This window comes from Streptomyces sp. T028 (genome assembly GCF_048159505.1).
Taxonomy (GTDB): domain Bacteria; phylum Actinomycetota; class Actinomycetes; order Streptomycetales; family Streptomycetaceae; genus Streptomyces.
Map to the genome: position 1 here is coordinate 106,229 of NZ_JBLRVZ010000034.1, position 23,684 is coordinate 129,912.

Here is a 23,684-nt window from a genome sequence, read left to right on the forward strand (position 1 = left end):
AATCTCACTGGCTGGTCTTGTACGGAGCGTCGAGCGCCGCAGTTTTTGCAATTCATCAGGGGCACGGTATCTGTTCCAGTGCCAATTTGAAGGACCTCTGCAATTTCTCTTCAGTGGGGGACTCGAACCAATCGCCGAGCGTTTGCCAGGCCGCAGCGTATCCTCGGCAGATTTTCTCCAGTTCTCCGTACGGCAGTTCAGATGTTCCTGAGGCGTCGGCATCGCGCAGCCAGTCACGCCACTCCCTGCTATTCTTGGACGCTGAGTTTTTTCCAATGAGTTCCCGCAGATTTTTCAGAAGGTCGCAGATATCATGCGAGGCGTTTATGGATTCCGGTATGTCATCCAGCTCTTCCGAGGACGGTATGCCTGGGAGTACCTTGCCTCTGATAGCCCCTTCGGCTATAGATGCATTTTTCACATTTTCGATCAGGTCAACCCTGATTGGCCAGTCGCCGGCCTGAGTTTCTGCAATCTTCTGCATAGAAATCCAGACTCTTTCTTCACTACGGAACCACTCGACCACGGAGTGAATGTCGACCTTGATCTGTTTGCCTCGCTGGTGCCAGATTTGCTCCATCGCGTGCGCTTCAGCTGCTAGGAATTTCTCTTCATATGTAGCCATCTGGGATCGGACTACATCTGGAAGTGTTCGGCGTCCTTTTTTATGCGGGTACATCTGGCCGACGAAGTGCTTGAAGGCCTGATGCTGCCGAAGGGCTGTTAGGTCGGGGTCGCGGTCGATCAACCAAATGTGCTTCTTGGTTTTGACGGTTGTGTACGCGCTATCGGAGGTGTGCAGCGCTTTCATCAGCTCGTCGACAGCAAATTTGGCTAGACGATCGTCACACGTTACCTTGTTCGCTTCCCCCTGCATGTTTCGGATGTCCCGCATCGCCAACGCGTACACACAGGCTGCGTTGTAGTGATCCTGCCATTGCCTGCTTTCAGTCCGAACTGGCCAATCCATTCGTAGCGGCCAATTAGGCCAATGCAGATGAGCCCTTACCCGCTTATTGAGGTCGGAGACAGGCATCGATGAAAGATCTTGCAAGCACTCCACCTGCTGATACGGCTTTCGATGCCAATTGAACACAGGAAGCATTCGATCTGACTTATCGAAGTAGTGGCGCTGGTTCCATGCGCGTGACAAGCCCATGGGGGCTAGCAGATCACGGACGAGCCGCAGATCGGTCCATGTTCGGTAAGGTCGAACGCCTGGGACGATATAAGCCAGTGGGCGATCTGAGGCGAGCCTATACAGCTCCTGTGCGCGGGCCTGCTGGAAGAACAAGCGAACTTCCTCGATGGAGCCACTGCGGAGAATATTCTCGATGCGAGTTCGCGCTTCCTTGTCGACCTCTCTTGGTCTCCACCGTCTCTTGGTGTCCTTCTCTTTGACAGCGAAGGGCCAATACCGATCCGCAAGTACTTGAATCAGTCGTTGGTGAATCTTTCCAGTCTCGGTTCCATGGCGATTGCACCACTGGCTCGGCAAGTCATCGTAGAGGCCAAGGAGGCTGGCGTAGTTATAGCGCACGTCAATCACGTCTGGGCGCCGCCGGAGATGCAGCAGATAGCTGGGGCGGCGGAGATGTCCGAACGACTCCCAGAGTCGCTGTTTGTAGTCCTCTTCTCGTTGTCCGTCGAAGATCAGCGACCCTTGGATCATGTCAAGGGCCTCGATGTAGAGGCCAATTTCCTTCTGGACCACCGACAGGCTATGCCGGATGTAGGGATTGAGCGGATCAAGTTGCAGCGCCCTGAAGAACCAATCCATCGCTTCGTCATATTTCCTGTCACCCGCCAGCTGACTCGCTTTCTGGAAGGCCGCGAACAAGTCTGGGGGCAGATTGCGGCCTACCCAGTTACGCCAGGGCACGCGCTTGCAAGCGGAAGTGACGGGCAGGATCGACGCCACCACCCAGTACACAGCGCTGCGGACAGTCTCTTCCCAGTCCCGTTGCCACACCGTCGTCACTCGGCAGCCCCCGAGCGCGTACGAAGTGACTGTCACCGTCATACCGCAGCACGGTTCCTGGGTACGGACCTGCAATTCTCCCTTAACCCGATATGCGATCTTCGGCCGCAAGCTCGCAAGGAAACGCATCACGCTCGCCCCGAAATGTTCCGGAGTAGGGTCGACGTCACCCACCAGGTCGAGGACACTTCCCGCAGGTGCTTCAGGGACACCAGGCGGTGGGTACAAGCTGGTTTCCGACAGCTGTTTGCGGAACTGAGCCGTTAGATCAGCGAGTGGCGGAGTTGCAGCCTCCCCGGTCGCATTCTCGAGCGCCTGCACGTCAACCGGGCCGGGCTTGTACGCACTGTGCGCGAACATCGCACGCCGCCAAATAACGAAGAAGCACACGAGCAAGGCGAGTGCCGCCAACCGAGCGCTTGCTGGTACGTTCTCCCCGCCATTGCTCCCAGTCACCAACCCTGCTACACCGCCGAAAAATTCATTCAGCCATTCCCATGAGTGCCAGTCAGCTGCTCTGCCGTCACTCCACGTGTGACCTGCCCAATAGGCCATGGCGAGCAGCCCCGCGAGCAGTCCCCCAAAGAGCAACCACCGGCGACCTGGATACCGGAGAGGCAGGGAGGACGGAGCCACTTGGGCTCGTTTCGGATGGACCATGGTGGACTCCGCATCCAGCTCACGGCGCGTATAAACCAAGCCTGCGCCAAAATTCAAAGTTGTGCATTTCGGGCATGGTTCGCCGGTCAGCTTCACTGTCGAGCAACTGCGAGAGCACCGGGCTTTCGCTGCCCAGCGGGCAGAGCAGAGTTTGGAGTCGTGGCATGCGCCGCAATCCCAAGTTGCACTGGCTGGCCCGAGACGACGGCGTAGGCCCTCAGCTTGGGAAGCTTCGGTCTCATGGCGGCAGATGCTGCGCTGACCTGCGGCGGAGTGGCGTTGGAGCCCTGGCCGCACCCGGGGCCAATCCCCGCGGTTCCCCGCACGATTTGGCACGCGATTGGCACGGTCTTTTCGCCTCGAATGTCCGTGGACGGAGCTGGGACCCGGAGTGTCTGAGCCTCAGCCGACGACAGTCAGCCACGATGGTGGGTGCGCCGACTGACCACGCAGGCGTGTGCCTCACCGCACCCCCACCGGCCTCAGCCACGTTGCCATGCCGTCGACCAGAGCGAGCGCGCCGGCGGAAGCGTGGCGGTAAGACCTTGGGCGCGATGACCTCTTCGTCCCGAAGCAACTTGGGTAGGGGCGCTGCCTTGGGCTGGGGTGGCTCCTACCTGCGCTGATGGTCCGCAGACGTTCGCGGTTGTTCGCCGCTGTTCGTGTGCGTTGTCACGCAGTTAGACACTCACCCGCCCCTCGATGCGAACTACGGGCGGGGAGGTCGCTGAGGTCTGCTGGGCCGCTCAGCAGGGTTGTCGGCGGTGCCAACGGCCACCAGTGGGCAGTGGAGTTGCTGTACTCCGCTGCTGTACCGCAAGGACTCCGTATGAGGTGACGACAGACTCAGACGCTTACTCGAGCACGTGGCCACAGAGAAGAGGAGATGGCTGGCCCGCCCTGGCACAACCCTGATTCATCTCAGAGAACAGCAATGTTGAATGCGTCGTTCAACTACAAGGGAAATACATTGGGCTAGGTCTTTCACGAAGACCATGTACGATTCGACTTCGAACGGGGTCGGCTTCTCCGCCCGATCCCCATGGGCAATCTTGTTCCTTCTTTCTACGATCTCGGTCAGCTTGACGTCGACCTTAAGGCTTGTTGCTCCGTCCCCTCGCGCGAGGATTGCAGCATTCACATGAGCGTCTGCCTCGGTAATGACGTTATTCACGTCAAGAAGGGAAAAAACCGCCTCTAGTATTTCTGGCTTGGCGTTTGTGAACTGCCTCGTGAGCAACTTTGCCGACAAAAGCTGCGGGTTTACGGCTCGATCGGCATCCCATAGTTGTGCGTAGGTAGTGAACAAGCGACGAGTCCGATGGATTCGGTCAGGCCCCTCAGTGCCGAATATCTCCTGAAGGCGTTCTCTGGTGTGCAGCTCCAATAGGCCTTCAGGCAGCCGACGGGCCGGCGGTTTCGCTTGACAGATCTCATCAATGAGCTCCGTCAACGCAGCTTTCACAAAACCTTCGAAGTGGGCTACCAGCATTACTACGCAGGCTCGCGTAATTGCGTTAACCAGTTCGCGTTCCTGCGTGTGGCTGGCAGTCGATCCGCTACCAAGCGGGGCGGTAGGGCGCGCACCAAGCAAAGTCTCGACCTCGCGGAGACTGTCAATAAATTCGGAGTACGATTCCAGAGCAGGCTCGGCCATCAGCCCTCACAGTTCAGGGAGGTCGGGAAGCTCACAGCGCACACCCAGCCGCGTCAACCCGGTGGCGAACGCCTTGATGCGGCCGTGCATCCTGGTCCTGTCGGCCGTCGCTCGACCGATAGACGTCTGGAAACTTTCCCGGTCTAGCAACTCTTCGCGCAGCGTGCGAACTTCGTCTGCTTTGCTGATAGCAGCCCCTCGATCCGAGAAGGAAAGTGCCATCATGATGGAGTCAAAGAGTGCCTTATTGAACGCCCCCAACTTACCGTCACGCATGATCCGGAATGCCTCGGAGCCGAAGATCTCGTGTACGGCGTTACAGGTCTCTTCAAATACCTTGACCGCATCTTCGGCAGGCCTACCCTTTCGATGCTTCCGCATGTACGAGTTAAGGAGCTGCCGCAGCGGGGGCTTATATGAAGGGAGATCCTCATGAAGAGAGAAGAATCGCAGCGCCAGTTCCTCATAAGCCATACGATTATTTTTGATGCCGCCAAGAATCTGACTAAAGTACGACTCGTTGGCAATCTCCTTGAGGAAGGAGTTCAACGGCCCTCGATAAATGCAATTTCGGAGTTCTTGGGCTGCAAGCATCGCAGAACCGGTGTTCAACCGCTCGAACACATCGAACTTGATATCGGGGTGAGAGTCGTCGGTGATGACGATGCAGCGGATCGTTCGATTTCCGAGCCGCCGCTGCTCCTTCAAAGGCAGATCTTCAAAGTGCAGGCCCTCAAATTCGGTAACCACCGAGACCCCCCGAAGGGAGAACTTTCCGGTCAGGAAGTCGTTTACCGTTTGAATGCGCTGCAATCCGTCGATTACCTCGTACGTCCCGTCTTCATTTTCCGCAAAATAGCAGACGGGTACAGGAATGTTGAGGAGGAAGCTTTCGATCAGCCTGCTTGCTTTAGATCGATCCCATACGTATTTCCTCTGATATTCGATACTCAAGAGCAGTCGCTGTCGGCGAATGTCATCAACGAGGGTCGTGAGGGACAGGTCGTATGGTTGCGTAACGAGCCGTCGCTCTTCGATGGGAACAGACAGGGCTTCCCCTTGCTCTGCGGTCACGTCCTCCTCTTCGCCGTCGAAGAGGGCGTCTTGATCCGGCTGCGTCGCCACGCTTCTCCCACACCTTCTGAGTCAACTCGTCACGGATGCTTAGCTTATGGGATGTCGACGACCTCGAGCGTGTGCTTGCCGGACCTGCCCTGACGGCCCGACAGGAAACCGCGCGAAGGTCGGTGGAGCGACTTTGGACTGGAGCTGCTTTGGCGCGAGTGATCATGGCCCCGTAAGCTTCCGGCGCGTCGGGCAGTCTGTGGACCTGCCCGCTAAAGCACGACGCTGGGGCCATGATCTTCGAGGCTCGCGCCAAAGTGGCTGTCTAAAGTCGTGGAGCCGACCGCCCCGGCCACGACGTGTTCTGACCCCATGCCGCCGGCCAACCCTGACCAGGGCGCGCAGCGGAGCCGGGAGCGCGCCCGGCGGAGCGGAGCGCAGCCGGGGCTTGAACCAGTAGGGAAAGTTTGAATCATGGGCTGGGTGGTTCATGTGTCCAGTCCCGGGAGATGCTTGACACTTCGGTCCCAGCTGATGGTTGACAGTGGCCGTGATCGGCTTTTCTGTGCGCGTCGTTGCGGCGTGTGGCGGGAGGCCGGGATTGGCGCTGGTGGAGTTGTCGGTTGTCGAGCAGAGATACCGGGCTGTGCTTGCGGTGTTGGCGGGTGCGACGGAGGTCGCCGCCCGGCTGGGGGTGTCCAGGCAGGCGGTCAGCGGGTGGAAGTCGAGGTATGAGGCTTCGGGGCTGGCCGGGCTGGTGGACCGGTCGCGTAGGCCGGTGGCGTCCCGCTGGATGGGGGTGCCAGTGAGTGCCTGCTGGCCGCAGCTCACGGTGTGGCATGGCATGGCCTCTCACGAACCGACCTTCTTGGCAGTGTTTGGCAAACGGTGCAGGAGGTGGACCTACGGGCTCGTGACGTAGCTTCGTTGGGTACCGCTCTCGCGTGCAAGGTTCCGGGCGGTCCGCGCGGGACGAAGGCAGGAAATGCGGCCGGAGAGCCATACCGCTTCCCGGTGGCCCCGGCCGCTCTCGCCTACAGCAGATGGTCCGCCTTGCCCGCCTTGATGTCCAGGATGAGGGTGCGGAGGGCTTCGCGGGTGTCGGTGAGGGGGGTGTCCTCCTGTCCGGCGACGGCGATGTAGGCGTTGCCGTGGGGGTCGGTGCCTATGCGGAAGCAGTTGTTGCCCTCGGCGCAGAAGGGTTCTTCCCAGGTGATGTCGGTTCTCACGGCCGTTCCTCAGAGTTGGCGGGCGATGTCGTGCATGAAGTCACGTGAGGCCTGCTGGTCCAGCGATTTGGCGTGCCACCAGTCCATGTGGGCACGGTACTTGGCGAGTTGTGCCTTGGCGTGAGTGAACTCGCCGCCATGTGCGGAGTCCAGCTGGACGGTGTCGAGTTGGGGGACGGCGCCGTGGGCGTACAGGACCGCGTGTCCCGCGCCCGGGAAGGCACCGACGTCGGTTGTGAGGACGCGGATGTCGATGTTCTCCCGTTCGGACATCTCGCACAGGTGCTGAAGTTGCTCCCGGGTAGTGCGTCGCCCTCCGAACTGCATGCGCAGAGCGCATTCGTGGACGTACGCGACGTAGTGGACGGCGTTGTCACGCTCCAGGACCTGTTGCCGCTGTGTGCGTTGGGCCACTCGTAGTTCGACGTCGGACTTGGGGAGCGCCGGCAAGGCCGCGTCGAAGATGGCGCGGGCGTATCCGCTCAACTGGAGCAGTCCGGGTACGTGGACTGTCTGGAGGGTACGCAGCCGGGTGGCGAACCACTCCAACTCGGCTACATCAAGCAGGCGTTGCGGGAGGACTCCCCGATATTGCTCCCACCATCCGCGCTTGCCTGAGTCGGCCATGGCGACGAGGGCCTCGACGTAGGCGCGGTCAGCGCATTCGTAGTTGCTGGCTAGGACATGGATGCGTTCGGCCGAGGTGGCGCGGACGCCGGTCTCCATGTTGGACACCTTCGTCCGGTCCAGGCCCAGCAGCCCAGCGGCGTACTCGGTGGTCCGGCCTGCCGCGAGCCGCATGCTCCGCAACTCTGCTCCCAGGCGCCGCTGGCGTTCACTTGGTGTGGGACGTGTCGGCATTGGCACCTTCCTGCTTGCTCGGTCGAGCTCAGTTTGCCCTCAGAGGGGCGCATGGGTCCAACCAAGGGAGGCAATGCTGAAGTTCATGTGGCACGTGTGCCAATCATTGCTCTACAGTCGGTAATGGCTCGATCGCATATCCGTTACGACCCTCCGGAAGCGCATCACGCGTGCCCGCCCGCCTTCTCCTCCCCTGGGAGCGGTGGGCCCGCGTCAGGGAGACAAGCCACCGGCACGGGTCTTGGCGGCGATTGAGCTGTCTGGGCGGCACAACTTCACGCGCCCGCTCAATCCCCGTACCACGACACGACACAGGAGTTGCCGTGCAGCCAGAAGCCGCGTCCGGCCCCTCTCCCGCCCCCCGGCCCAACCTCACCTCGGGCCCGCCGCCCGCGCCCTCCGGGTTCTGTCTCTCCCCGACCCTCGCCCCCACCGAACTCCCCTTCACCCCGCCCCTCCCCGAGTCGCTGTCCTGCAGCCTCACCCTCCCCGCCGCCTCGCAGAGTCCCGGCATTGCCCGTGCCGCCACGCGCACGATCCTCCGGGCGCACGGGTTGGCCGAATTGACGGACGCGGTGGTGCAGGTGGTGAGTGAACTGACCGCCTGCGCCTGCCGGTTCTCGCCGTCCGCTCAGGTGTACGTGTCGCTGCGGTACCGGGATGGAGCGATGCGTGTCACCCTCTACGACGACCACCCGCGGCACGCCAACGTGCACCTGGGCGCTGCCTGTGAGATGTATCGAGGGGTGACGCTCCAGGTGTTGGACCAGGTGGTGCGGGCCTGCGACGGGGAGTGGGGGATCGGCGGCGCCCGTGAGCCGAGCACCGGCACCCGTATGTGGGCGGTGCTGCCGCGTGAGGGTGCTCGCGCCTACGGATGCCCACCCGCTGTAAGCGACCGTCAGTGACCACCGAGTGGTGGCAGTCAAGCGCTCCACACTCTCCGGCGCAGCGCGATCGCGCCAAGCTGCCGACTGCCCATACGCCTGCTTCCGAGCCCGGTCCAGCGCCGGTAAACTGCACGCGCGAGCGGTCAGGTCGGCGTGGCCTCATGTGGCCCTGTTCTTCAGAGGGGGGCCATCATGCGTTCGGGCCGGCTCTCCTTACGTACCTCACTGAGCCACCGCATCAGACGCGAGCGGCAGATCCGTTCCCTGCACCGAGAGTACGCACGGCTTCGTTCCGCAACGTCGACTACAGACAGCCCCGCGGACATCCTGCTCCGGGACGGACTGGCCGTGTTCCCCAAGTTCTTCGACACGGCTCAGGTCGACCGCATGAGGGCGGCTGTCCCCTCCGTAGAGGAATGCAGACTGTCCCCTGAGGGCACACTGACCCGCTTCTATTCCGACGCGGCGACCATTCCGGAACTAAGCCCCTTCTTCGCGTGTGATCTCGTCACCGACACCATGCGAACGGTCCTCGGCCCCACTGTCACCATGCACCGATCGACCGTCCAGTACCGCACTGTCGAAGGCCACACCGGAGCCTTCGAGCACTTCTTTCATATCGACTCCTGGCGTCCCCGCTACAAGGCGTTCCTCTACCTTGTCGATGTGACAGAGGACAACGGTCCCTTCACTTACATTCCGGGAACCCAGTTCGGAACCTGGCGGAGACGCTACGACCGCGATATCGCCCGTGTTTTTCAGGCCGGCGCGGACGGATACATCCATGACGAGGCCTCGGCCTATGTCGGCTGTCTCTGGCCCCACGAACAGGCCGCCCTCTGCGCCCGGCTGCGCACCGAGCCCCGCACCGTCACCGGGAAGGCCGGAACACTGATCCTCTTCGACGCCAGAGGCCTGCACCGGATCCGCCCGTTGGTGCACGCCCCTCGGATCATCCTCTCCAGCTACTGGATCCGTGAAGGACAGCACACATGACCGTACAGGCGGCGGACGGACTCGCTCTGGCGGGTGAACTGGACATTCCTGTCCATGACTTCACGCCGTCGGACTTGGCGCGCGGGCGCTCCGTCTACCTCCAGGGACAGCTGCATGCCAACGAGAGCGCCGCCATGCTCGTCCTGCACGAACTGGTGCGCAGACTGCGATCGACCGCGCCCGCCAACCAGGTACGCGTGGTCCCCAACGCCAATCCTGTCGGCTGGAGTCGTTACCTCGCGTCCGGGGCAACCAGCCAGGGGCGTATCTCAGCCGGTGGCACCAACTGGAACCGCATGTTCACAGACCCTCGTCAGCAGGGCGGCGCCGTCGACGCGTCCCTGGCCTCGACTCTGTGGCGGCTCTCCGACACCTACGACGTCATCATTGACGTCCACACGCCCGAGTTCGGCTGGCCGCACCTCTACGCGACCTCGGCTGATCGTCGCCTCGCCACGCTGGACGACATCCCGCACGTTCTGTACGGGGAGCCGACACCGGGGGCCTTCGACGAATGCCATCTGCGCCTGCGTGCCCATGGCGACGGGGCCGTGCGGACATCGGTCACGCTGGAGATCCCCAGCCACGAACTGCCGACCGACGCACTGGTGTCCCGTTGGGCGGACCGGCTGATGCGTGAGATCGACGCGCAGTCGGAGTGCCTTGAGGCCCAGGGAACGCCGCAGTTCGCAGGCACCATGACCGATCTGATTTCCCGTATCTCGGGAGCCGTCGTCCTTCGCTGTCGGCCAGGGGAACCACTGTCGGCCGGTTTGCCAGTGCTGATCGTGCGAGGCAGGAAAGGCGAAGAGGAAACACTGATCGCTCCCTCGGACTGTGTCCCCGTGTGCTTTCGCAGGGCGACTGTCGTGGAGGCCGGATACTGGGCGTGCAGAGTGATTTCCCTCCACTGAAACCGTCGAAAAACCAGCGAACAACAGGAAGTAACACATGCGTGCAGCGGTGGCGATCGAAAGCCTCAAGGACAATCCGTATTTCGCCGAGAGAGTCAAGGGGATCGCGGACGAGGTGAACTACCTGCCCGCGCGGCCCGATCACGATCAGCTGCAACTGCTCCTCGGTGAGTACGACCTGCTGATCATCGGCGCGCGTGAGCGGATCACCGGGGACATGGTGAGGCAGGGATCGGTACGCGCCAGTGTTGTCGGCACGCTCTCAGTCGGCACGGACCACCTGGACCTGCCGGCACTCGCCGAGGCAGGTATTCACGTGGAACGCTGCCCCACCGCCAACGTCCAGTCCGTGGCCGAACATGCCCTCACGCTTCTCCTCGCTCTGTCCAAGCACCTGAAGTGGGGCGACCGGCTCGCTGCCGACGGAAGGCCGCGCACGGAACTCCCCTCACTGCCCTTCGAGGTGAGTGGTAAGACCCTGGGGCTGATCGGTTACGGGAACATCGGAAGGACTCTGGGAACGCTGGCGTCCGCCATCGGAATGCGGGTGGTCGCGACCAGTCGTAGCAGGCAGTCCGGAACCGAGGGCGACGTGCGGTTCGCCTCTCTGCGGAATGTCCTTGAGGAGAGCCAGCTGCTCTCGGTCAGCGTGCCCCTGACCGAAGAGACCCGCGCCTTCCTCAATGCCGACACCCTTGCCGACGTGCGACCGGGTGCGATTCTCGTCAACACGTCACGGGCCGAGGTCGTGGACGAACAGGCCGTCCGCCAGGCCCTCGACAGCGGACGTCTCGCGGCATACGGCGGGGACTACGACCACGCGGCACCCGACCTGGTGGAACGGCCCAACGTGATCGTCACACCGCACGTGGCGGGGCTGACGGTGGAGTCCAACGACCGTCTCGACAACGAACTGATCGACAGACTTGTGGCGTACCTGAAGGGATGAGGATGCTCACAGCGCTTCCGGTCAGCGACACCGCCAATGACTGGATCGGGCTCATCGCGAACCTGATCGGCATCGGAGGTGTCGTCGTCTCCGTCATCATCCTGCTCCGCGTCCAGCGGATCAGTACGGCCAGAAAGGACGAACGGGAACTGGTCTCCAAGGCTCTGCGGCTGCGAGATCTCAACTCATCGCTCACGGCCGACGCCGAGACACTGGACGGAAGCGCCACACCACGGCAGCAGGAACTGGTCAAGTCCGACCTGCTGAAGCTCAGCGCGGAACTTGAGGCGGCCACTCGCATACTCGTGCCCGGAACCACCGACGGCCCCGGCCTCACCGGCACCCAGCTCTATCGTGACGGGTACTGGACGGACGCCTTCGCCAGTGACGCCGTCAAACGCGTGACACGGCGCCTGTGCATCGTTACTTGGCGCAACTCGCGCGTGCTCAACGTCGGCTTGCTGGAGGAGATCTTCCGACAGCTCAAGAAGCACCCGCGCCTTGTGGTCGAGGTCTTCGCGGTCGCATGCGACGCCAATGACGAGACGTACACGAGCATGTCCAAGATGCTCACCCTGGGCAGCCCCGACGTGATGCGACGCGAGCAACAGCACTATCGGGACGTCCTGACCGATATCTGCCGTGACCGAGTGGCTGAGGGGTCTCTGCAACCGGAGGTGGTGGACCGCTTCCGGTACTTCGAGACCCGCGTCGGCCCGGTGATGCACTGCATCATCGCGGACGACGACGCCTACTGGGGAATCAACTTCTTCATGAACCCCGGATCGGGTGCCACCGAACTTCTCAACCGGGCGTACATCACCTCCAATTGCCGGAGTGAGTTCGGCCGGAAGGTGCTGGAGCAGATCGACATCATGCGCCACATGGACTCGACGAGCAGGTACGCCCTCCACTGAACGCTTCCGGGAGCACACGCCATGCACATCGACCTGGTCTTCCCTCCCGCCCATGATCCCGCGATGCCGCACTCCGCACTGCCCCTGCTCAAGGCGTACGTCGAGCGCAACTCGGGACACACGGTCGCATGCCACGACGTCAACCAGCGCTTCTTCTCCGGCCTAGTGGGGAACGGACCGGCCGGCGATCTGGAAACGTACCGCGAGGAGTACTTCCGCGCGGACGAGGTCGTGCCGGCTGTTCTGTCAGCCCTGAGTTTCGACTCCTGGATGAAGGAGGCCTTTTCGCGCTGGGGCGACCAGCACGAGGGGTATGCCATCTCCTTACGAGGCCTACGGACACCGTACGACCGCAGAGAGCCGGAGTCCGTTCGGCAGTTCGCCATGGCCGACCGGACTCCCTTCGACTCTCTCTACGCCGAACTGCTGCGACGGGTCGGACCGATCGTCGGCATCAATCTCAGCGTGGAGGACCAGATCCTTCCCGCGTTCCGGCTCGCCTGGTGCATCCGACGCGCACATGGTGCCGCCTCCCGCATCATCTGGGGCGGTTCCCTGCTGGCCCGGATCCATCCGGTGATCGCCGCCGAACTGGACGAGTTCTGGGACCACTTGGTCATCCGGGAAGGCGAGATGCCACTGCTGTCCCTGCTCCAGTCACTGGACAGCGGCGAGCCGTTGCCCACTGACGAGGATCGCGTCGTCTCCAGGACGACCACCCGGCCTGGCCGTGCAGCCATCCTCCACCCGTTCACCAGCCGCAGTGTCACGCCGATCGCGCAGACGGGCGGAGCGGACTTCGCGGACTATCCGGTGAGGAGCTACCTCAGCCTCACTCCCATGCTGCCGGTCCTGGCGAGCCGGAAGTGCTACTGGGGCAAGTGCAGCTTCTGCACGATCCATGAGTCCTGGGACCCGCTTGCCCGGCAGCGTTCCGCTGAGAGCGTCGCCGAGGACATCGCCGTGCTGTCCGCCGCACATGGAATCCAGCACTTCCGGTTCGTCGACGAGGCCATGCCCCCGGATCTGCTCGACGAACTCCTCCCGCTCATCGAACCGCACGGGGTCGCCTTCGAGATCTACGCGATCGCGGAGCGACGCTTCCGGGACGCCGACTTCGTGAGTCGCCTCGGACGAGCCCGCTGCCGCCAGGCCTATTTCGGGCTGGAGTCGGCGGACGAAGCCGCGCTGGTCGCGCTGGGGAAGAGGATCAACCAGCACCGCCACTACGCGGACATCTTCGGAAACTGTGCCACGGCAGGCATTCACGTCTACACCTACACGCTGTTCGGATTCCCCGGCTCGTCCGACCTCGCTGAGCAGCGGACGGTGGACTATCTCATCCATGAGGAAGCCATCCAGTCGGCGACCATTTCCAGCTTCATTCCGGTCACGGGGTCCCCGTTCGCCCTCGACAACGCGGGGCAGCTGGCCCACAACCTCCGTATGACCGAGGACTTCGAGAATGTGACCATCGGTCTCGCCAGGGAAGATCTGGCGCAGAAGGCGAACGGCATCGCGGCGGCCGCCGTCGACGCGGTCTACGCCGCTCGGCCCGACCTGGCTCTCACGGCCCTGCTCAACGACGAGATCCGGTTCAGTCTCTCGGACCGTTTCGGATCGGACTTCGCCGCTGCGGCGGTCTCCTCGGGGAGCCTGGACGTCGAATCCCTGATCCGCGCGGGCGACGAGGCGATGAAGAGAGAACGGATCGCCAGAGCTCTCGAAGCGTGAGAAGGCCCGCTCCGACGGTCAGGCCGCCCGCCTGCCGAGCACGTGACGAGCGTTACGGGCGCTGTGCCCCGAAGGCTCTGGACGCCTCTCCCTACCCACCGGTACGGTAATCATCTGAGCAAGCGCTTAGATATGACCTTTTGAGCCAGGTGGAGGTGGCGGCGGTGCGCCGTACGGTGTTCAACGAGGATCACGAGGCGTTCCGGGAGACCCTCCGGGCCTTCATCGAGGCCGAGGTCGTCCCCGTCTACGACGAGTGGCTCGCAGCCGGCCAGGCGCCGCGCGACTTCTACTACAAGCTCGCCGAGCTCGGCGTCTTCGGCATCCGCGTCGACGAGGAGTACGGCGGCGCCGGCATCGACTCCTACAAGTTCGAGGCCATCCTCTACGAGGAGACCGCCCGCGCGGGCATCACCTTCGGCGGCTCCGGCGTGCACGTCCTGCTGGGCCTGCCGTACGTCAAGCTTCTCGCCACCGACGAGCAGAAGAAGCGCTACCTGCCGAAGTTCGTCTCCGGCGAGGAGATGTGGGCCATCGCGATGACCGAGCCGGGCACCGGCTCCGACCTCGCCGGCATGCGCACCACCGCCAAGCTCTCCGAGGACGGCACGCACTACGTCCTCAACGGCGCCAAGACCTTCATCACCGGCGGTGTCCACGCCGACCGCATGATCGTCTGCGCCCGTACCTCCGCGCCGACCGCCGAGGACCGCCGCCACGGCATCTCCCTCTTCGTCGTCGACACCAAGGCCGAGGGCTACTCCGTCGGCCGCAAGCTCGACAAGCTCGGCCTGAAGACCTCCGACACCGCCGAGCTGGCGTTCGTCGACGTCAAGATCCCCGTCGAGGACCTCCTCGGCGAGGAGAACAAGGGCTTCTACTACCTCGGCCACAACCTCGCCTCCGAGCGCTGGGGCATCGCCTACGGCGCCTACGCCCAGGCCAAGGCCGCCATCCGGTTCGCCAAGGACTACGTCCAGCAGCGCACCGTTTTCGGGCAGACCGTCGCGTCCTTCCAGAACACCAAGTTCGAGCTGGCCGCCTGCCAGGCCGAGGTGGACGCCGCCGAGGCCGTCGTGGACCGCGCCACCGAGGCCCTGGACGCCGGCGAGCTGACCGCCGCCGAGGCCGCCTCCGCCAAGCTGTTCACCACCGAGGTCGCCCACCGCGTCATCGACCGCTGCCTCCAGCTGCACGGCGGCTACGGCTTCATGAACGAGTACCCGATCGCCCGCCTGTACGCCGACAACCGCGTCAACCGGATCTACGGCGGCACCAGCGAGATCATGAAGACGATCATCGCCAAGGACATGGGTCTGTAAGGTCCCGGCAATTACCGCCCGGTACAACCAGACGTCATGAGCCAGGCACTTCAGGATCTCCTCGATCTGCTCGACCTCGAGCAGATCGAGGAGAACATCTTCCGCGGCCAGTCCCGCTCCGCCGTCGTCCCCCGCGTCTTCGGGGGACAGGTGGCGGCGCAGGCGCTGGTCGCCGCCGGACGTACGGTCCCCGCGGACCGGCACGCCCACTCCCTGCACGCGTACTTCCTGCGCATGGGCGACCCGGGCGCGCCCATCGTCTACAACGTCGAGCGGATCCGCGACGGCCGCTCCTTCACCACCCGCCGCGCGGTCGCCGTCCAGCACGGCCGGCCGATCTTCGCGCTGTCGGCGTCCTTCCAGTCGTACGAGGAGGGCCTCGACCACCAGGCCCCCATGCCGCCCGCCCCCGACCCCGAGACGGTCCCCACCGGCCAGGAGCGGCTGCGCGGCTACGACCATCTCGACCCGGCGATCGTCGAGCGGTTCCTGGAGGCCCGCGAGGCGATCGACCTGCGGTACGTCGACGACCCGCCGTACGGCAGGTTCGGCGAGCCGCGCGAACCGCACAGCCAGGTCTGGTTCCGCACCAACGGCAAGCTCGCCGACGACCCGCTGCTGCACGTGGTCCTCGCGACCTACGTCTCCGACATGACCCTCCTCGACTCCGTCCTGCTCGCGCACGGGCGCGGCGGCTGGGCCGTCGGGGACGTCGTCGGGGCCTCCCTGGACCACGCGATGTGGTTCCACCGCCCGTTCCGCGCCGACGAGTGGCTGCTCTACGACCAGGAGTCGCCGTCCGCGTCCGGCGGGCGCGGCCTCGGCCAGGCCCGCATCTACACACAGGACGGACGGCTCGCGGTCTCGGTGATCCAGGAGGGCGTGGTCCGCGTCCCGAAGTCCGGGGCCTAAGCGCTCCGCGGGATGTGCCGTCGATCGTCTGCGGCGCCATCGTGGCTGGTCGCGCAGTTCCCCGCGCCCCTTCAGGGCGCGGCCGAACCGCACCGGACTTCACCGAAGCCGCTTAGCGGTCCTTGAGGCCCGCCTCCGTCAGCAGGTACGCGACCATCAGGTCGTAGTGGCGCGGGTTGGGCACATGGTCGTCCAGGGGGACCGCCACCTGTACGGTCCCCTCGGCCTCCGCGAGGAACAGCGCCGGGTCGTTGCAGTCGGCGTACCCGACGGAGTCCACGCCGTGCTGTCCGGCGTACCCCGCCCAGCCGTGGTCGGCGACCACCAGGTCGGGCAGCGGGCGGCCCGCCAGCTCCAGCGCGGTGAGGATCGCCTTCATCGGCGCGCCCGAGTGGGTGTGCCACAGGGTCGCCCCGTGCTCCAGCACCGCCACCCCGGCGACCTGCCAGACGTATCCCTCGTCCGTCTGGAGCCCCTCCGGGATCTTCACGATCTCGCAGCCGGCCGCCCGCAGCGCGGCGGAGGTCTCGTGGTGCACATCCAGCAGACCGCCCGGGTGACCGGTCGCGAACAGCACCCGCTGCCGCCCTTCGGCGGCCTTGCGCAGCCGGGCCGCCATCCGGTCCAGACCGTCCACGGTCAGCTCCGGGTCGATGGTGTCCTGGCCGTAGCGGTGCTCGGCGTCGTCGTTGACGCCCACCCGCTCCGCCATCACCGCGAGCACGTCCTGCTCGTCCGTCCAGCGGTCGCCGAGGTCCAGGCCGAACCAGTAGTTGCGGTTGCCGTTGGCGAGCTGGCGGTAGTGGGAGAGGTTGTTCTCGCGCGGCGTGGCGACCTCACCCGCGATACGGGTTCTGACGAGGTGGTCGACGAGTTCGGCGCGGCTGGGGGTCCCGGGTATCGGCATGGTCCCCATTGTGGGGCAGCGGACTGTGGCCGTCGTCACCGTTCCGGGCGCTGGGACGTGCGTCACTGACCGAGCACGAAGACGGCAGGTGCGCTTCCTGTGCACTTCCTCCATCCGATGGCCGCTCCCTGGACGAAACGTATGATTCGCAGCCGTCGGTCGGCCACCTACCGTGGAGGCACCCCCCCCCAGAAAGAAGGCATGTGACCATGAGCGGCAACGACACGCCTCGCGGCCCCGTCGACTCCTCCCGCATCCCGCGGTACGCCGGTCCCGCGACCTTCGCCCGGCTGCCCCGCCTCGACGAGGTCGGCCGGGCCGACGTGGCCGTGGTCGGGGTGCCGTTCGACTCCGGTGTCTCGTACCGGCCGGGCGCCCGTTTCGGCGGCAACGCGATCCGTGAGGCGTCCCGGCTGCTGCGCCCCTACAACCCCGCGCAGGACGCCTCCCCCTTCGCCCTCGCGCAGGTCGCGGACGGCGGGGACATCGCCGTGAACCCGTTCAACATCAACGAGGCCGTCGAGACGGTCGAGGCCGCCGCGGACGAACTGCTCGGCACCGGCGCCCGGCTGATGACCCTGGGCGGCGACCACACCATCGCGCTGCCGCTGCTGCGGTCCGTGGCGAAGAAGCACGGCCCGGTCGCGCTGCTCCACTTCGACGCCCACCTCGACACCTGGGACACGTACTTCGGGGCCGAGTACACGCACGGGACCCCGTTCCGCCGGGCGGTGGAGGAGGGCATCCTCGACACCGAGGCCCTCTCGCACGTCGGCACCCGCGGCCCCCTGTACGGCAAGCGGGACCTCACCGACGACGAGAAGATGGGCTTCGGCATCGTCACCTCGGCGGACATCTACCGGCGCGGCGCCGACGACGTCGCCGACCAGTTGCGGCAGCGCGTCGGCGACCGGCCGCTGTACATCTCCATCGACATCGACTGCCTGGACCCGGCGCACGCCCCCGGCACCGGCACCCCCGAGGCCGGCGGCATGACCTCGCGCGAGCTCCTGGAGATCCTGCGCGGTCTCGCCTCCTGCAACCTGGTCTCCGCCGACGTCGTCGAGGTGGCCCCCGCGTACGATCACGCGGAGATCACGTCGGTGGCCGCGTCCCACACGGCGTACGAACTGACCACCCTCATGTCCCGGCAGATCGCGGAGGCTCGCGCGCAGTGACCCACGACCACGACCTGGTGCTCCGCCCGACGGCCGCGCAGACGGAGGCCGCGCTCAACCCGCCGCCCGGCCGGATCGGCGGAGACCTCGTCGTGGAGACCCTGGCCGCGCTCGGCGCGACCACGGTGTTCGGGCTGCCCGGCCAGCACGCGCTGGGCGTGTTCGACGCCCTGCGCCGCTCCTCCCTCCGCTATGTCGGCCTGCGGGTGGAGAACAACGCGGGCTTCGCGGCGGACGCCTACGGCCGGATCACCGGGGAGGCCGCCCCGCTGCTGCTGTCCACCGGGCCGGGCGCGCTGACCTCGCTCGCGGCGCTGCACGAGGCGGCCTCCGCCTCCGCTCCCGTGCTGGCGATCAGCAGCCAGATCCCGACGGCGGGACTGGGCGGCGGCCGCCACGGCTATCTGCACGAACTCCCCGATCAGGCGGCGTCGTTCCGGGGCGTGGTGAAGTCGGTCCACACGGTCCGCACCCAGTCGCAGATCCCCTCGGCGATCGCGGAGGCCTGGACGTCGGCGCTGACCGCCCCGCACGGCCCGGTGTGGGTGGAGATCCCCCAGGACGTGCTGCTCGCCGAGACCGCGATCCCCGTCGTGACCGGCGTCGACGCCTTCCCGGAGGACCTGCCGCCCCGCCCCGAACTGACGGCGGTCGCGGCCGACCTGCTCTCCCGCGCGGCCCGGCCGGTGATCGTCGCGGGCGGGGGAGTGGTCCGCTCGGACGCCTCCCGCAAGCTGCGGCAGCTGGCGGAGCGGATCCAGGCCCCCGTCGTCACGACCTTCGGCGGCAAGGGCGCCTTCCCCTGGACGCACCCGCTGTCCCTGCAGTCCTGGCTGGAGGACCGTCACACCACCGACTTCCTCGAGGACGCCGACGTCCTGCTGGTGATCGGCTCGGGCCTCGGCGAACTCTCCTCGAACTACCACACGTTCAAACCACGCGGCCGGGTCGTCCAGATCGAGGCCGACCTCGGCAAACTGGAGTCCAACCACCCGGCCCTCGGCATCCACGCCGACGCCCGCCTGGCCCTCCAGGCCCTGCTGGAGACGGTGACCCGACGCGAGGACCCGGAGGCCCCGGAGCGCGTACGCGCCCTGCTGTCCCGCGTCCGGGAACGCATCGCCGCCCAGGAACTCACCCTGGAACAGGACCTGTTGACCTCGATCCGCAAGGCCCTGCCCGCCGACTCCCCGTCGTTCTGGGACATGACGATCCTGTCCTACTGGGCCTGGTCCGCCTTCGACCCCAAGGCACCGGGCGCCATGCACTCCGCCCAGGGCGCGGGCGGCCTCGGCTACGCCTTCCCGGCGGCCCTCGGCGCGGCGGCCGCCGACCCGACCCGCCCGGTCCTGGCGGTCTCCGGCGACGGCGGCGCCCTCTACTCGATCGCCGAACTGGCGACGGCGAAGCAGTACGGCCTCCCCGTCACCTGGCTCGTCGTCGACGACGGCGGCTACGGCATCCTCCGCGAGTACATGACCGACACCTTCGGCGCCACCACGGGCACCGAGCTGACCCGCCCCGACTACGTGGCCCTCGCGGAGTCCTTCGGCGTACCGGGTGTGCTGACGTCCCCGGAGACCCTGGAACAGGACCTGACCAAAGCCCTGTCCGCACCCGGCCCCTCGGTGGTCGTCCTCCCGGCGCTGCTGCGCATGTTCGCGCCGACGCACCTGGACGCGTAGGCCGGACCGATGGCGGGAGGGACCCCTGTCCTGGGCGTCGTGGTGGATCATGGTCATGATGATCGCCGGGGCCGGCGTCGGAACGGGGAGGACGAACCAGTGAGCTACTGCCTGGAGATGAGCACCGGTGACATGCGCGGGGTGATCCGGCTGCTCACCGCGGTGGAGCGAACGCAGGAGCAGGAGCGGATGTTCGCCATCGTGCGTGAGCGGTGCGAGAAGGCCGACGCGCGGCTGCGGGAGCAGGGCATCGACCTGGAGGTGTCGGTGGCGCGGGCGCTGGAGGAGTTGGTCGAGGGCACCCCGCCCAGCGTGGACCTGTGCCCCGCGTACACGTACGCCTTCCACGAGGCCGTGGCCCCGCACTTCTCCGACACCACGGACCTCGGGGCGTGGCGGCGGCCGTCCTGGTTCTTCGCGCTGGACTCCGAACTCGCCCGGCACGGCGTCCCGGCGGACATCCGGCCGGCGTCCTTCCTCTTCAGCGGCCCGCCGCTGCGGCTGCCGCATCCCGGCGACGTGGTGCCGCAGATCGGCGTGCTGCCGGCGCAGCGGGCCGGTGCGCTGGCGGAGGCGTACGAGGGGGTGCTGAACCGGCTGGACCGCGAGTTCACGGAGACGGCGGGGAGGTTCGCCGAGCTGATGCGGTTCGAGGCGGAGGAGTGGGAGACGGCACAGCGCCTGGGGCGCACGGACGACACGGTCTTCTTCTGGTTCTGCTGAGCGGAGCCGCACCCGATCAGGGCTCGTAGCGGGCCCTGCGCGCGACCGGAGTGAAGCCCAGGCCAGGGACCTTCAGGCGGCCAACAGGGCACACCCGCGTGGCGGGCCGGGCAGCGACCATGGTCCCTTCGGGCGAACTCCCGTTGTGTTGCAGGGGAGATGGCCGAGAATCGGACGCATGCGCCCACGCGATCCGCAGGACGACGCCGCTCGGTCCGCCGCCCGGCCGGCCGCTCAGTCCACTGCCCGTCCCTCCACACCGGCCAGAGCGAGCGGCGCCGGCGACGGCGGGCCGGTCGCGCGGCACCTGCTCGCGGTGCAGCGGTCCGCCGGGAACGCCGCCGTGGTCCGGGCGCTCGAACAGCAACGGCAGGTGCAGCACGAAGTACAGCGCCATGTGCACGACCCCTCCTGCGGTCACGACCCTTCGGCGCCGGTGCAGCGCTCGTCCGTGCCGGGGGTGCTGAGCGGCGCGGGGCAGCCGCTGGACGGGGCGGTCCGTGCCGAGATGGAGGCACGGCTGGGGGCCGACTTCTCCGACGTACGGCTGCACACCGGCCCCGCCGCCCAGCGCTCGGCCGCCGAGATCGGCGCCCGTGCCTACACCTCGGGCAACCATGTCGTCATCGGCGCGGGCGGCGGCGACCGGCACACCCTCGCCCATGAGCTGACCCATGTCATCCAGCAGCGTCAGGGCCCGGTCGCGGGCACCGACAACGGCTCGGGGCTCAGCGTCTCCGATCCCGCCGACCGCTTCGAACGCGCGGCGGAGGACAACGCCCGCCGGGTCCTCGCCGGTCCGGTGCCGGCCGCCGGAGAGCCGGTGCAGCGGGCGGCGGACACCTCCCCTCGTCCCCACACGTCCGCGCGGACCGGGGGCGAGCCCGTCGCCGTACAGCGCTACGGCGACGGCGCGGCCCCCTTCGACCACGCCCAGTACTACGCGAAGACGGACTGGCAGGCCGCCGCCGAGGAGTTCGAGAAGCGGCTCGGGGCGTACACCTTCCGGCATCCGCGGGCGCTGGACGCGGCGCGCAAGACGGTGGCCCGGCTCAAGCAGCTGCTCATCGCCTACTCCCGTCTGGAGCACAAGGACGGCGCCCTCGCCAACAAGTCGTTCTTCAAGAACGACCCGACGAGCGGCGGCCAGGTGGGCGAGGGGATGGCCACCGCCCAGATCAAGGAGTTCTTCGCCCGCGACGGCAACGTCCGGGAGCTGATGACGGCCGTCTACAACGCCGCCTACTACAACACGACCGGGCCGGACAAGGGCGCGGGCAAGCTCTCGCTCAAGGAGATCCTCAACCACATCATCGGCCCCAAGCCGCAGCACGCGGCGACCCTCGGCATGAACGTGGAGGAGCTGAAGAAACACTCCGCCTTCCTCAACAGCTGGACCCGGACCGGTCTGTGGGGCGTGGCGAACCTGGCGGGCAAGGGCTACAACTACGAGAAGGACCCCTACGCGCTGGGCAACCTCCTGTGGCAGTCGACCCCGGAGACCTTCGTGGGCGACACCCGCGAGATGATCGACAGCCAGGGGCCGCGCAGGCCGCGCTCGGACGCCGAGAAGCAGGCGCACCGCAAGACCCCCCGGGACTACGAGAACCGGGGCGCCCCGCTCAGCGACCGGGAACTGGCGTTCGCGGGCAAGCCGGGCCGCGACGACAAGCTGCCCTGGACCGAGGGCTTCGCCTGGTACGAGATCAACCAGGAGAAGGCCTGGCCGAAGACGGCCGCCGCACGCGGTATCCCGGTCGTCGCGGGCATGTCGGGCACCACGACCCGGATGCTGAAGACCTTCCAGTGGATCAACGTGCCGGGGGTGGACGTCTTCGACTACCGGATGGCGGTGATGGGCTGGATGCTGCCGTCCTGGGACCACTCCCTCTACGAGATCCTGCGGGGTTCCTGGGCGGCCGGGGTCAAGGGACCGGGCGAGTCCGCCCTGCGCGCAGGCAAGGGCGCCGCCCTGATGTACGAGAAGATCGCGCCCTTCACGGAGGAGGAGCTGCGCCAGAACGTCTGTGTCGGCGGCCAGTTCCCGCACGAGCTGATGTACCTCGCCGAGGCCGGGAAGCCCAGGACCACGGACCCTCACACGAGCGGTTTCATGGAGCCCGGCGTGGGCGCGGCCAACCTCGCGCAGAACAAGTACAACACCTTCGCGGCCGGGACCAGTTCGAGCCTCAACAAGTGGAGGGCGGACAACGGCGGTGCCGATCCCGTCGCCGTCTCCGAGAAGCTCAAGCCCGCCCACGCCACCGCCCTGATGGCGTACACCGGAGGCGCGCACCAGATGATCAACGCGGTGGTGCGCAGCCGGCTCCTGCCCGAGGGGTACGCGCCGTACGGCACCGGCGGCCTGGTCACGGCCGGAGCGGAGGCCGTCACGCTTGACCAGATCAAGAGGCAGCTCCGGTGGGCCGCCCAGCAGCCCGGTCACGAGTACGTGCCCACGCTCGACGAGGATCCGGTGATCGCGCCGCAGCTCGCGGCGGCCCGGGGCACGGACAAGGCGGCCAAGAAGGCGGCGGAGGCCGTCATCAATCCGCGGATCGACGTGCTCGCGCCGGTGCTCTTCGAGGAGCTGAAGGCACACGCCGACATGACGATGGAGGCCCTGAACCGGCTGCCTCCGGTCACCGGCAAGGTCTACCGCGGCGACTGGAACCTCGGCGGGGAGGGCGCGGTCAGCCAGTTCGGCAAGATGGCGGCACTGAACTACCGGTCGGGATCCGTCTTCACCAGCTCCTTCGACAGCACCAGCCGGGAGAAGGACACGGCCAAGAGCTTCATGTGGCAGCAGAGCAGCGGCACGGTGCGCCACCGCATCCTCCTGGAGCTGACGCTCACCGGGAAGTACGGCCGTGACATCGACCCGTTCCACCAGTACCAGGGCACGGAGGACGAGGTGCTGCTCATGCCGGGCGCGAGCTTCAAGGTCACCAGCAGCAAGTGGAAGAAGGAGAGCCCCAAGCCCGGTGACCCCGAGGCCTGGTACGAGCACGTCGAGGCGACGGAGGTCTGAGGGACTGCCGGGCTTGGGCGCGTCGGGCTTGGGGCGCGGCGGGCTTGGGGCGCGCCGGGCTTGGGGCGCGGTG

Annotated in this window: 18 protein-coding genes and 1 pseudogene; 13 read left to right on the forward strand and 6 right to left on the reverse strand. The window is 66.2% G+C overall.

What is annotated here, in order from left to right; all coding sequences use genetic code 11:
- Window positions 1–55 precede the first annotated feature (55 nt).
- The 3 genes from ACLZN2_RS31675 to ACLZN2_RS31685 form a co-directional block, all read right to left on the reverse strand.
- Complete coding sequence (locus ACLZN2_RS31675) at window positions 56–2,737, reverse strand: hypothetical protein (protein ID WP_416982826.1); 2,682 nt, start codon at window positions 2,735–2,737, stop codon at window positions 56–58.
- A gap of 820 nt (window positions 2,738–3,557) precedes the next feature.
- Window positions 3,558–4,298 carry an MAE_28990/MAE_18760 family HEPN-like nuclease gene (locus ACLZN2_RS31680; protein ID WP_416982827.1) on the reverse strand — a complete coding sequence of 247 codons (741 nt, stop codon included), beginning with the start codon at window positions 4,296–4,298 and terminating at the stop codon, window positions 3,558–3,560.
- A 6-nt stretch (window positions 4,299–4,304) separates the two neighbouring features.
- Window positions 4,305–5,423: a DUF262 domain-containing protein gene (locus ACLZN2_RS31685; RefSeq protein WP_416982828.1), complete on the reverse strand. Its 1,119-nt coding sequence runs from the start codon at window positions 5,421–5,423 to the stop codon at window positions 4,305–4,307.
- 556 nt (window positions 5,424–5,979) lie between these two features.
- On the opposite strand from ACLZN2_RS31685, the pseudogene ACLZN2_RS31690 reads away from it, so the two are divergent.
- Window positions 5,980–6,147 (forward strand): annotated as a pseudogene (locus ACLZN2_RS31690) (helix-turn-helix domain-containing protein); the annotation flags it as partial.
- A gap of 250 nt (window positions 6,148–6,397) precedes the next feature.
- Here the strand turns inward: ACLZN2_RS31690 and ACLZN2_RS31695 are convergent.
- Both ACLZN2_RS31695 and ACLZN2_RS31700 read right to left on the reverse strand, forming a co-directional pair.
- Entirely contained in the window at window positions 6,398–6,592 is a 195-nt protein-coding gene (locus ACLZN2_RS31695; protein ID WP_055539604.1) for a hypothetical protein, read from the reverse strand.
- A 9-nt stretch (window positions 6,593–6,601) separates the two neighbouring features.
- The gene (locus ACLZN2_RS31700) at window positions 6,602–7,453 is read right to left on the reverse strand and encodes a helix-turn-helix domain-containing protein (protein ID WP_416982829.1); all 852 of its coding nucleotides are present in this window, start codon (window positions 7,451–7,453) and stop codon (window positions 6,602–6,604) included.
- 323 nt (window positions 7,454–7,776) lie between these two features.
- Between ACLZN2_RS31700 and ACLZN2_RS31705 the strand changes: the two genes are divergently transcribed.
- From ACLZN2_RS31705 to ACLZN2_RS31740, 8 genes are all read left to right on the forward strand, one after another.
- Complete coding sequence (locus ACLZN2_RS31705) at window positions 7,777–8,361, forward strand: ATP-binding protein (RefSeq protein WP_416982830.1); 585 nt, start codon at window positions 7,777–7,779, stop codon at window positions 8,359–8,361.
- A gap of 174 nt (window positions 8,362–8,535) precedes the next feature.
- Window positions 8,536–9,339: a phytanoyl-CoA dioxygenase family protein gene (locus tag ACLZN2_RS31710; RefSeq protein WP_416982831.1), complete on the forward strand. Its 804-nt coding sequence runs from the start codon at window positions 8,536–8,538 to the stop codon at window positions 9,337–9,339.
- Entirely contained in the window at window positions 9,336–10,253 is a 918-nt protein-coding gene (locus ACLZN2_RS31715; RefSeq protein ID WP_416982832.1) for a succinylglutamate desuccinylase/aspartoacylase domain-containing protein, read from the forward strand. The genes ACLZN2_RS31710 and ACLZN2_RS31715 overlap by 4 nt, the downstream gene beginning before the upstream one ends.
- Before the next feature lie 37 nt (window positions 10,254–10,290).
- A complete protein-coding gene (locus ACLZN2_RS31720) occupies window positions 10,291–11,202 on the forward strand; it encodes a 2-hydroxyacid dehydrogenase (RefSeq protein WP_416982833.1) in 912 nt (303 codons plus the stop codon).
- Between the two features lie 2 nt (window positions 11,203–11,204).
- Window positions 11,205–12,119 carry a hypothetical protein gene (locus tag ACLZN2_RS31725; protein ID WP_416982834.1) on the forward strand — a complete coding sequence of 305 codons (915 nt, stop codon included), beginning with the start codon at window positions 11,205–11,207 and terminating at the stop codon, window positions 12,117–12,119.
- A 21-nt stretch (window positions 12,120–12,140) separates the two neighbouring features.
- The gene (locus ACLZN2_RS31730; protein ID WP_416982835.1) at window positions 12,141–13,853 is read left to right on the forward strand and encodes a B12-binding domain-containing radical SAM protein; all 1,713 of its coding nucleotides are present in this window, start codon (window positions 12,141–12,143) and stop codon (window positions 13,851–13,853) included.
- A 164-nt stretch (window positions 13,854–14,017) separates the two neighbouring features.
- On the forward strand, window positions 14,018–15,175 hold the full coding sequence (locus tag ACLZN2_RS31735; protein WP_416982869.1) for an acyl-CoA dehydrogenase family protein: 1,158 nt from the start codon (window positions 14,018–14,020) through the stop codon (window positions 15,173–15,175).
- A gap of 36 nt (window positions 15,176–15,211) precedes the next feature.
- Window positions 15,212–16,087, forward strand: coding sequence for an acyl-CoA thioesterase (locus tag ACLZN2_RS31740; protein ID WP_416982836.1), 876 nt, complete (start codon window positions 15,212–15,214; stop codon window positions 16,085–16,087).
- 112 nt (window positions 16,088–16,199) lie between these two features.
- Here the strand turns inward: ACLZN2_RS31740 and ACLZN2_RS31745 are convergent, their stop codons facing one another.
- Window positions 16,200–16,994 (reverse strand): phosphatase, encoded by a 795-nt coding sequence (locus ACLZN2_RS31745; protein WP_416982837.1) that lies wholly within the window; start codon window positions 16,992–16,994, stop codon window positions 16,200–16,202.
- Window positions 16,995–17,203: 209 nt separating this feature from the next.
- Between ACLZN2_RS31745 and speB the strand changes: the two genes are divergently transcribed.
- The 4 genes from speB to ACLZN2_RS31765 all read left to right on the forward strand — a co-directional run bounded on the left by speB (window position 17,204) and on the right by ACLZN2_RS31765 (window position 23,611).
- On the forward strand, window positions 17,204–18,172 hold the full coding sequence (speB, locus tag ACLZN2_RS31750; protein ID WP_416982838.1) for an agmatinase: 969 nt from the start codon (window positions 17,204–17,206) through the stop codon (window positions 18,170–18,172).
- Window positions 18,169–19,857 (forward strand): thiamine pyrophosphate-binding protein, encoded by a 1,689-nt coding sequence (locus tag ACLZN2_RS31755; RefSeq protein WP_416982839.1) that lies wholly within the window; start codon window positions 18,169–18,171, stop codon window positions 19,855–19,857. The genes speB and ACLZN2_RS31755 overlap by 4 nt, the downstream gene beginning before the upstream one ends.
- 117 nt (window positions 19,858–19,974) lie before the next feature.
- Window positions 19,975–20,580 carry a hypothetical protein gene (locus tag ACLZN2_RS31760; protein WP_416982840.1) on the forward strand — a complete coding sequence of 202 codons (606 nt, stop codon included), beginning with the start codon at window positions 19,975–19,977 and terminating at the stop codon, window positions 20,578–20,580.
- 178 nt (window positions 20,581–20,758) lie between these two features.
- Window positions 20,759–23,611, forward strand: coding sequence for an eCIS core domain-containing protein (locus ACLZN2_RS31765; protein WP_416982841.1), 2,853 nt, complete (start codon window positions 20,759–20,761; stop codon window positions 23,609–23,611).
- The last annotated feature ends 73 nt before the right edge of the window (window positions 23,612–23,684 follow it).

Coding starts and splice junctions, on each gene's coding strand:
- ACLZN2_RS31720 (WP_416982833.1), top strand. CDS start 10,291: ATGCGTGCAGCGGTGGCGATCGAAAGCCTCAAGGACAATCCGTATTTC.
- ACLZN2_RS31715 (WP_416982832.1), top strand. CDS start 9,336: ATGACCGTACAGGCGGCGGACGGACTCGCTCTGGCGGGTGAACTGGAC.
- ACLZN2_RS31710 (WP_416982831.1), top strand. CDS start 8,536: ATGCGTTCGGGCCGGCTCTCCTTACGTACCTCACTGAGCCACCGCATC.
- ACLZN2_RS31765 (WP_416982841.1), top strand. CDS start 20,759: ATGCGCCCACGCGATCCGCAGGACGACGCCGCTCGGTCCGCCGCCCGG.
- ACLZN2_RS31730 (WP_416982835.1), top strand. CDS start 12,141: ATGCACATCGACCTGGTCTTCCCTCCCGCCCATGATCCCGCGATGCCG.
- speB (WP_416982838.1), top strand. CDS start 17,204: ATGAGCGGCAACGACACGCCTCGCGGCCCCGTCGACTCCTCCCGCATC.
- ACLZN2_RS31740 (WP_416982836.1), top strand. CDS start 15,212: ATGAGCCAGGCACTTCAGGATCTCCTCGATCTGCTCGACCTCGAGCAG.
- ACLZN2_RS31745 (WP_416982837.1), bottom strand. CDS start 16,994: ATGCCGATACCCGGGACCCCCAGCCGCGCCGAACTCGTCGACCACCTC.
- ACLZN2_RS31700 (WP_416982829.1), bottom strand. CDS start 7,453: ATGCCGACACGTCCCACACCAAGTGAACGCCAGCGGCGCCTGGGAGCA.
- ACLZN2_RS31680 (WP_416982827.1), bottom strand. CDS start 4,298: ATGGCCGAGCCTGCTCTGGAATCGTACTCCGAATTTATTGACAGTCTC.
- ACLZN2_RS31760 (WP_416982840.1), top strand. CDS start 19,975: ATGAGCACCGGTGACATGCGCGGGGTGATCCGGCTGCTCACCGCGGTG.
- ACLZN2_RS31725 (WP_416982834.1), top strand. CDS start 11,205: ATGCTCACAGCGCTTCCGGTCAGCGACACCGCCAATGACTGGATCGGG.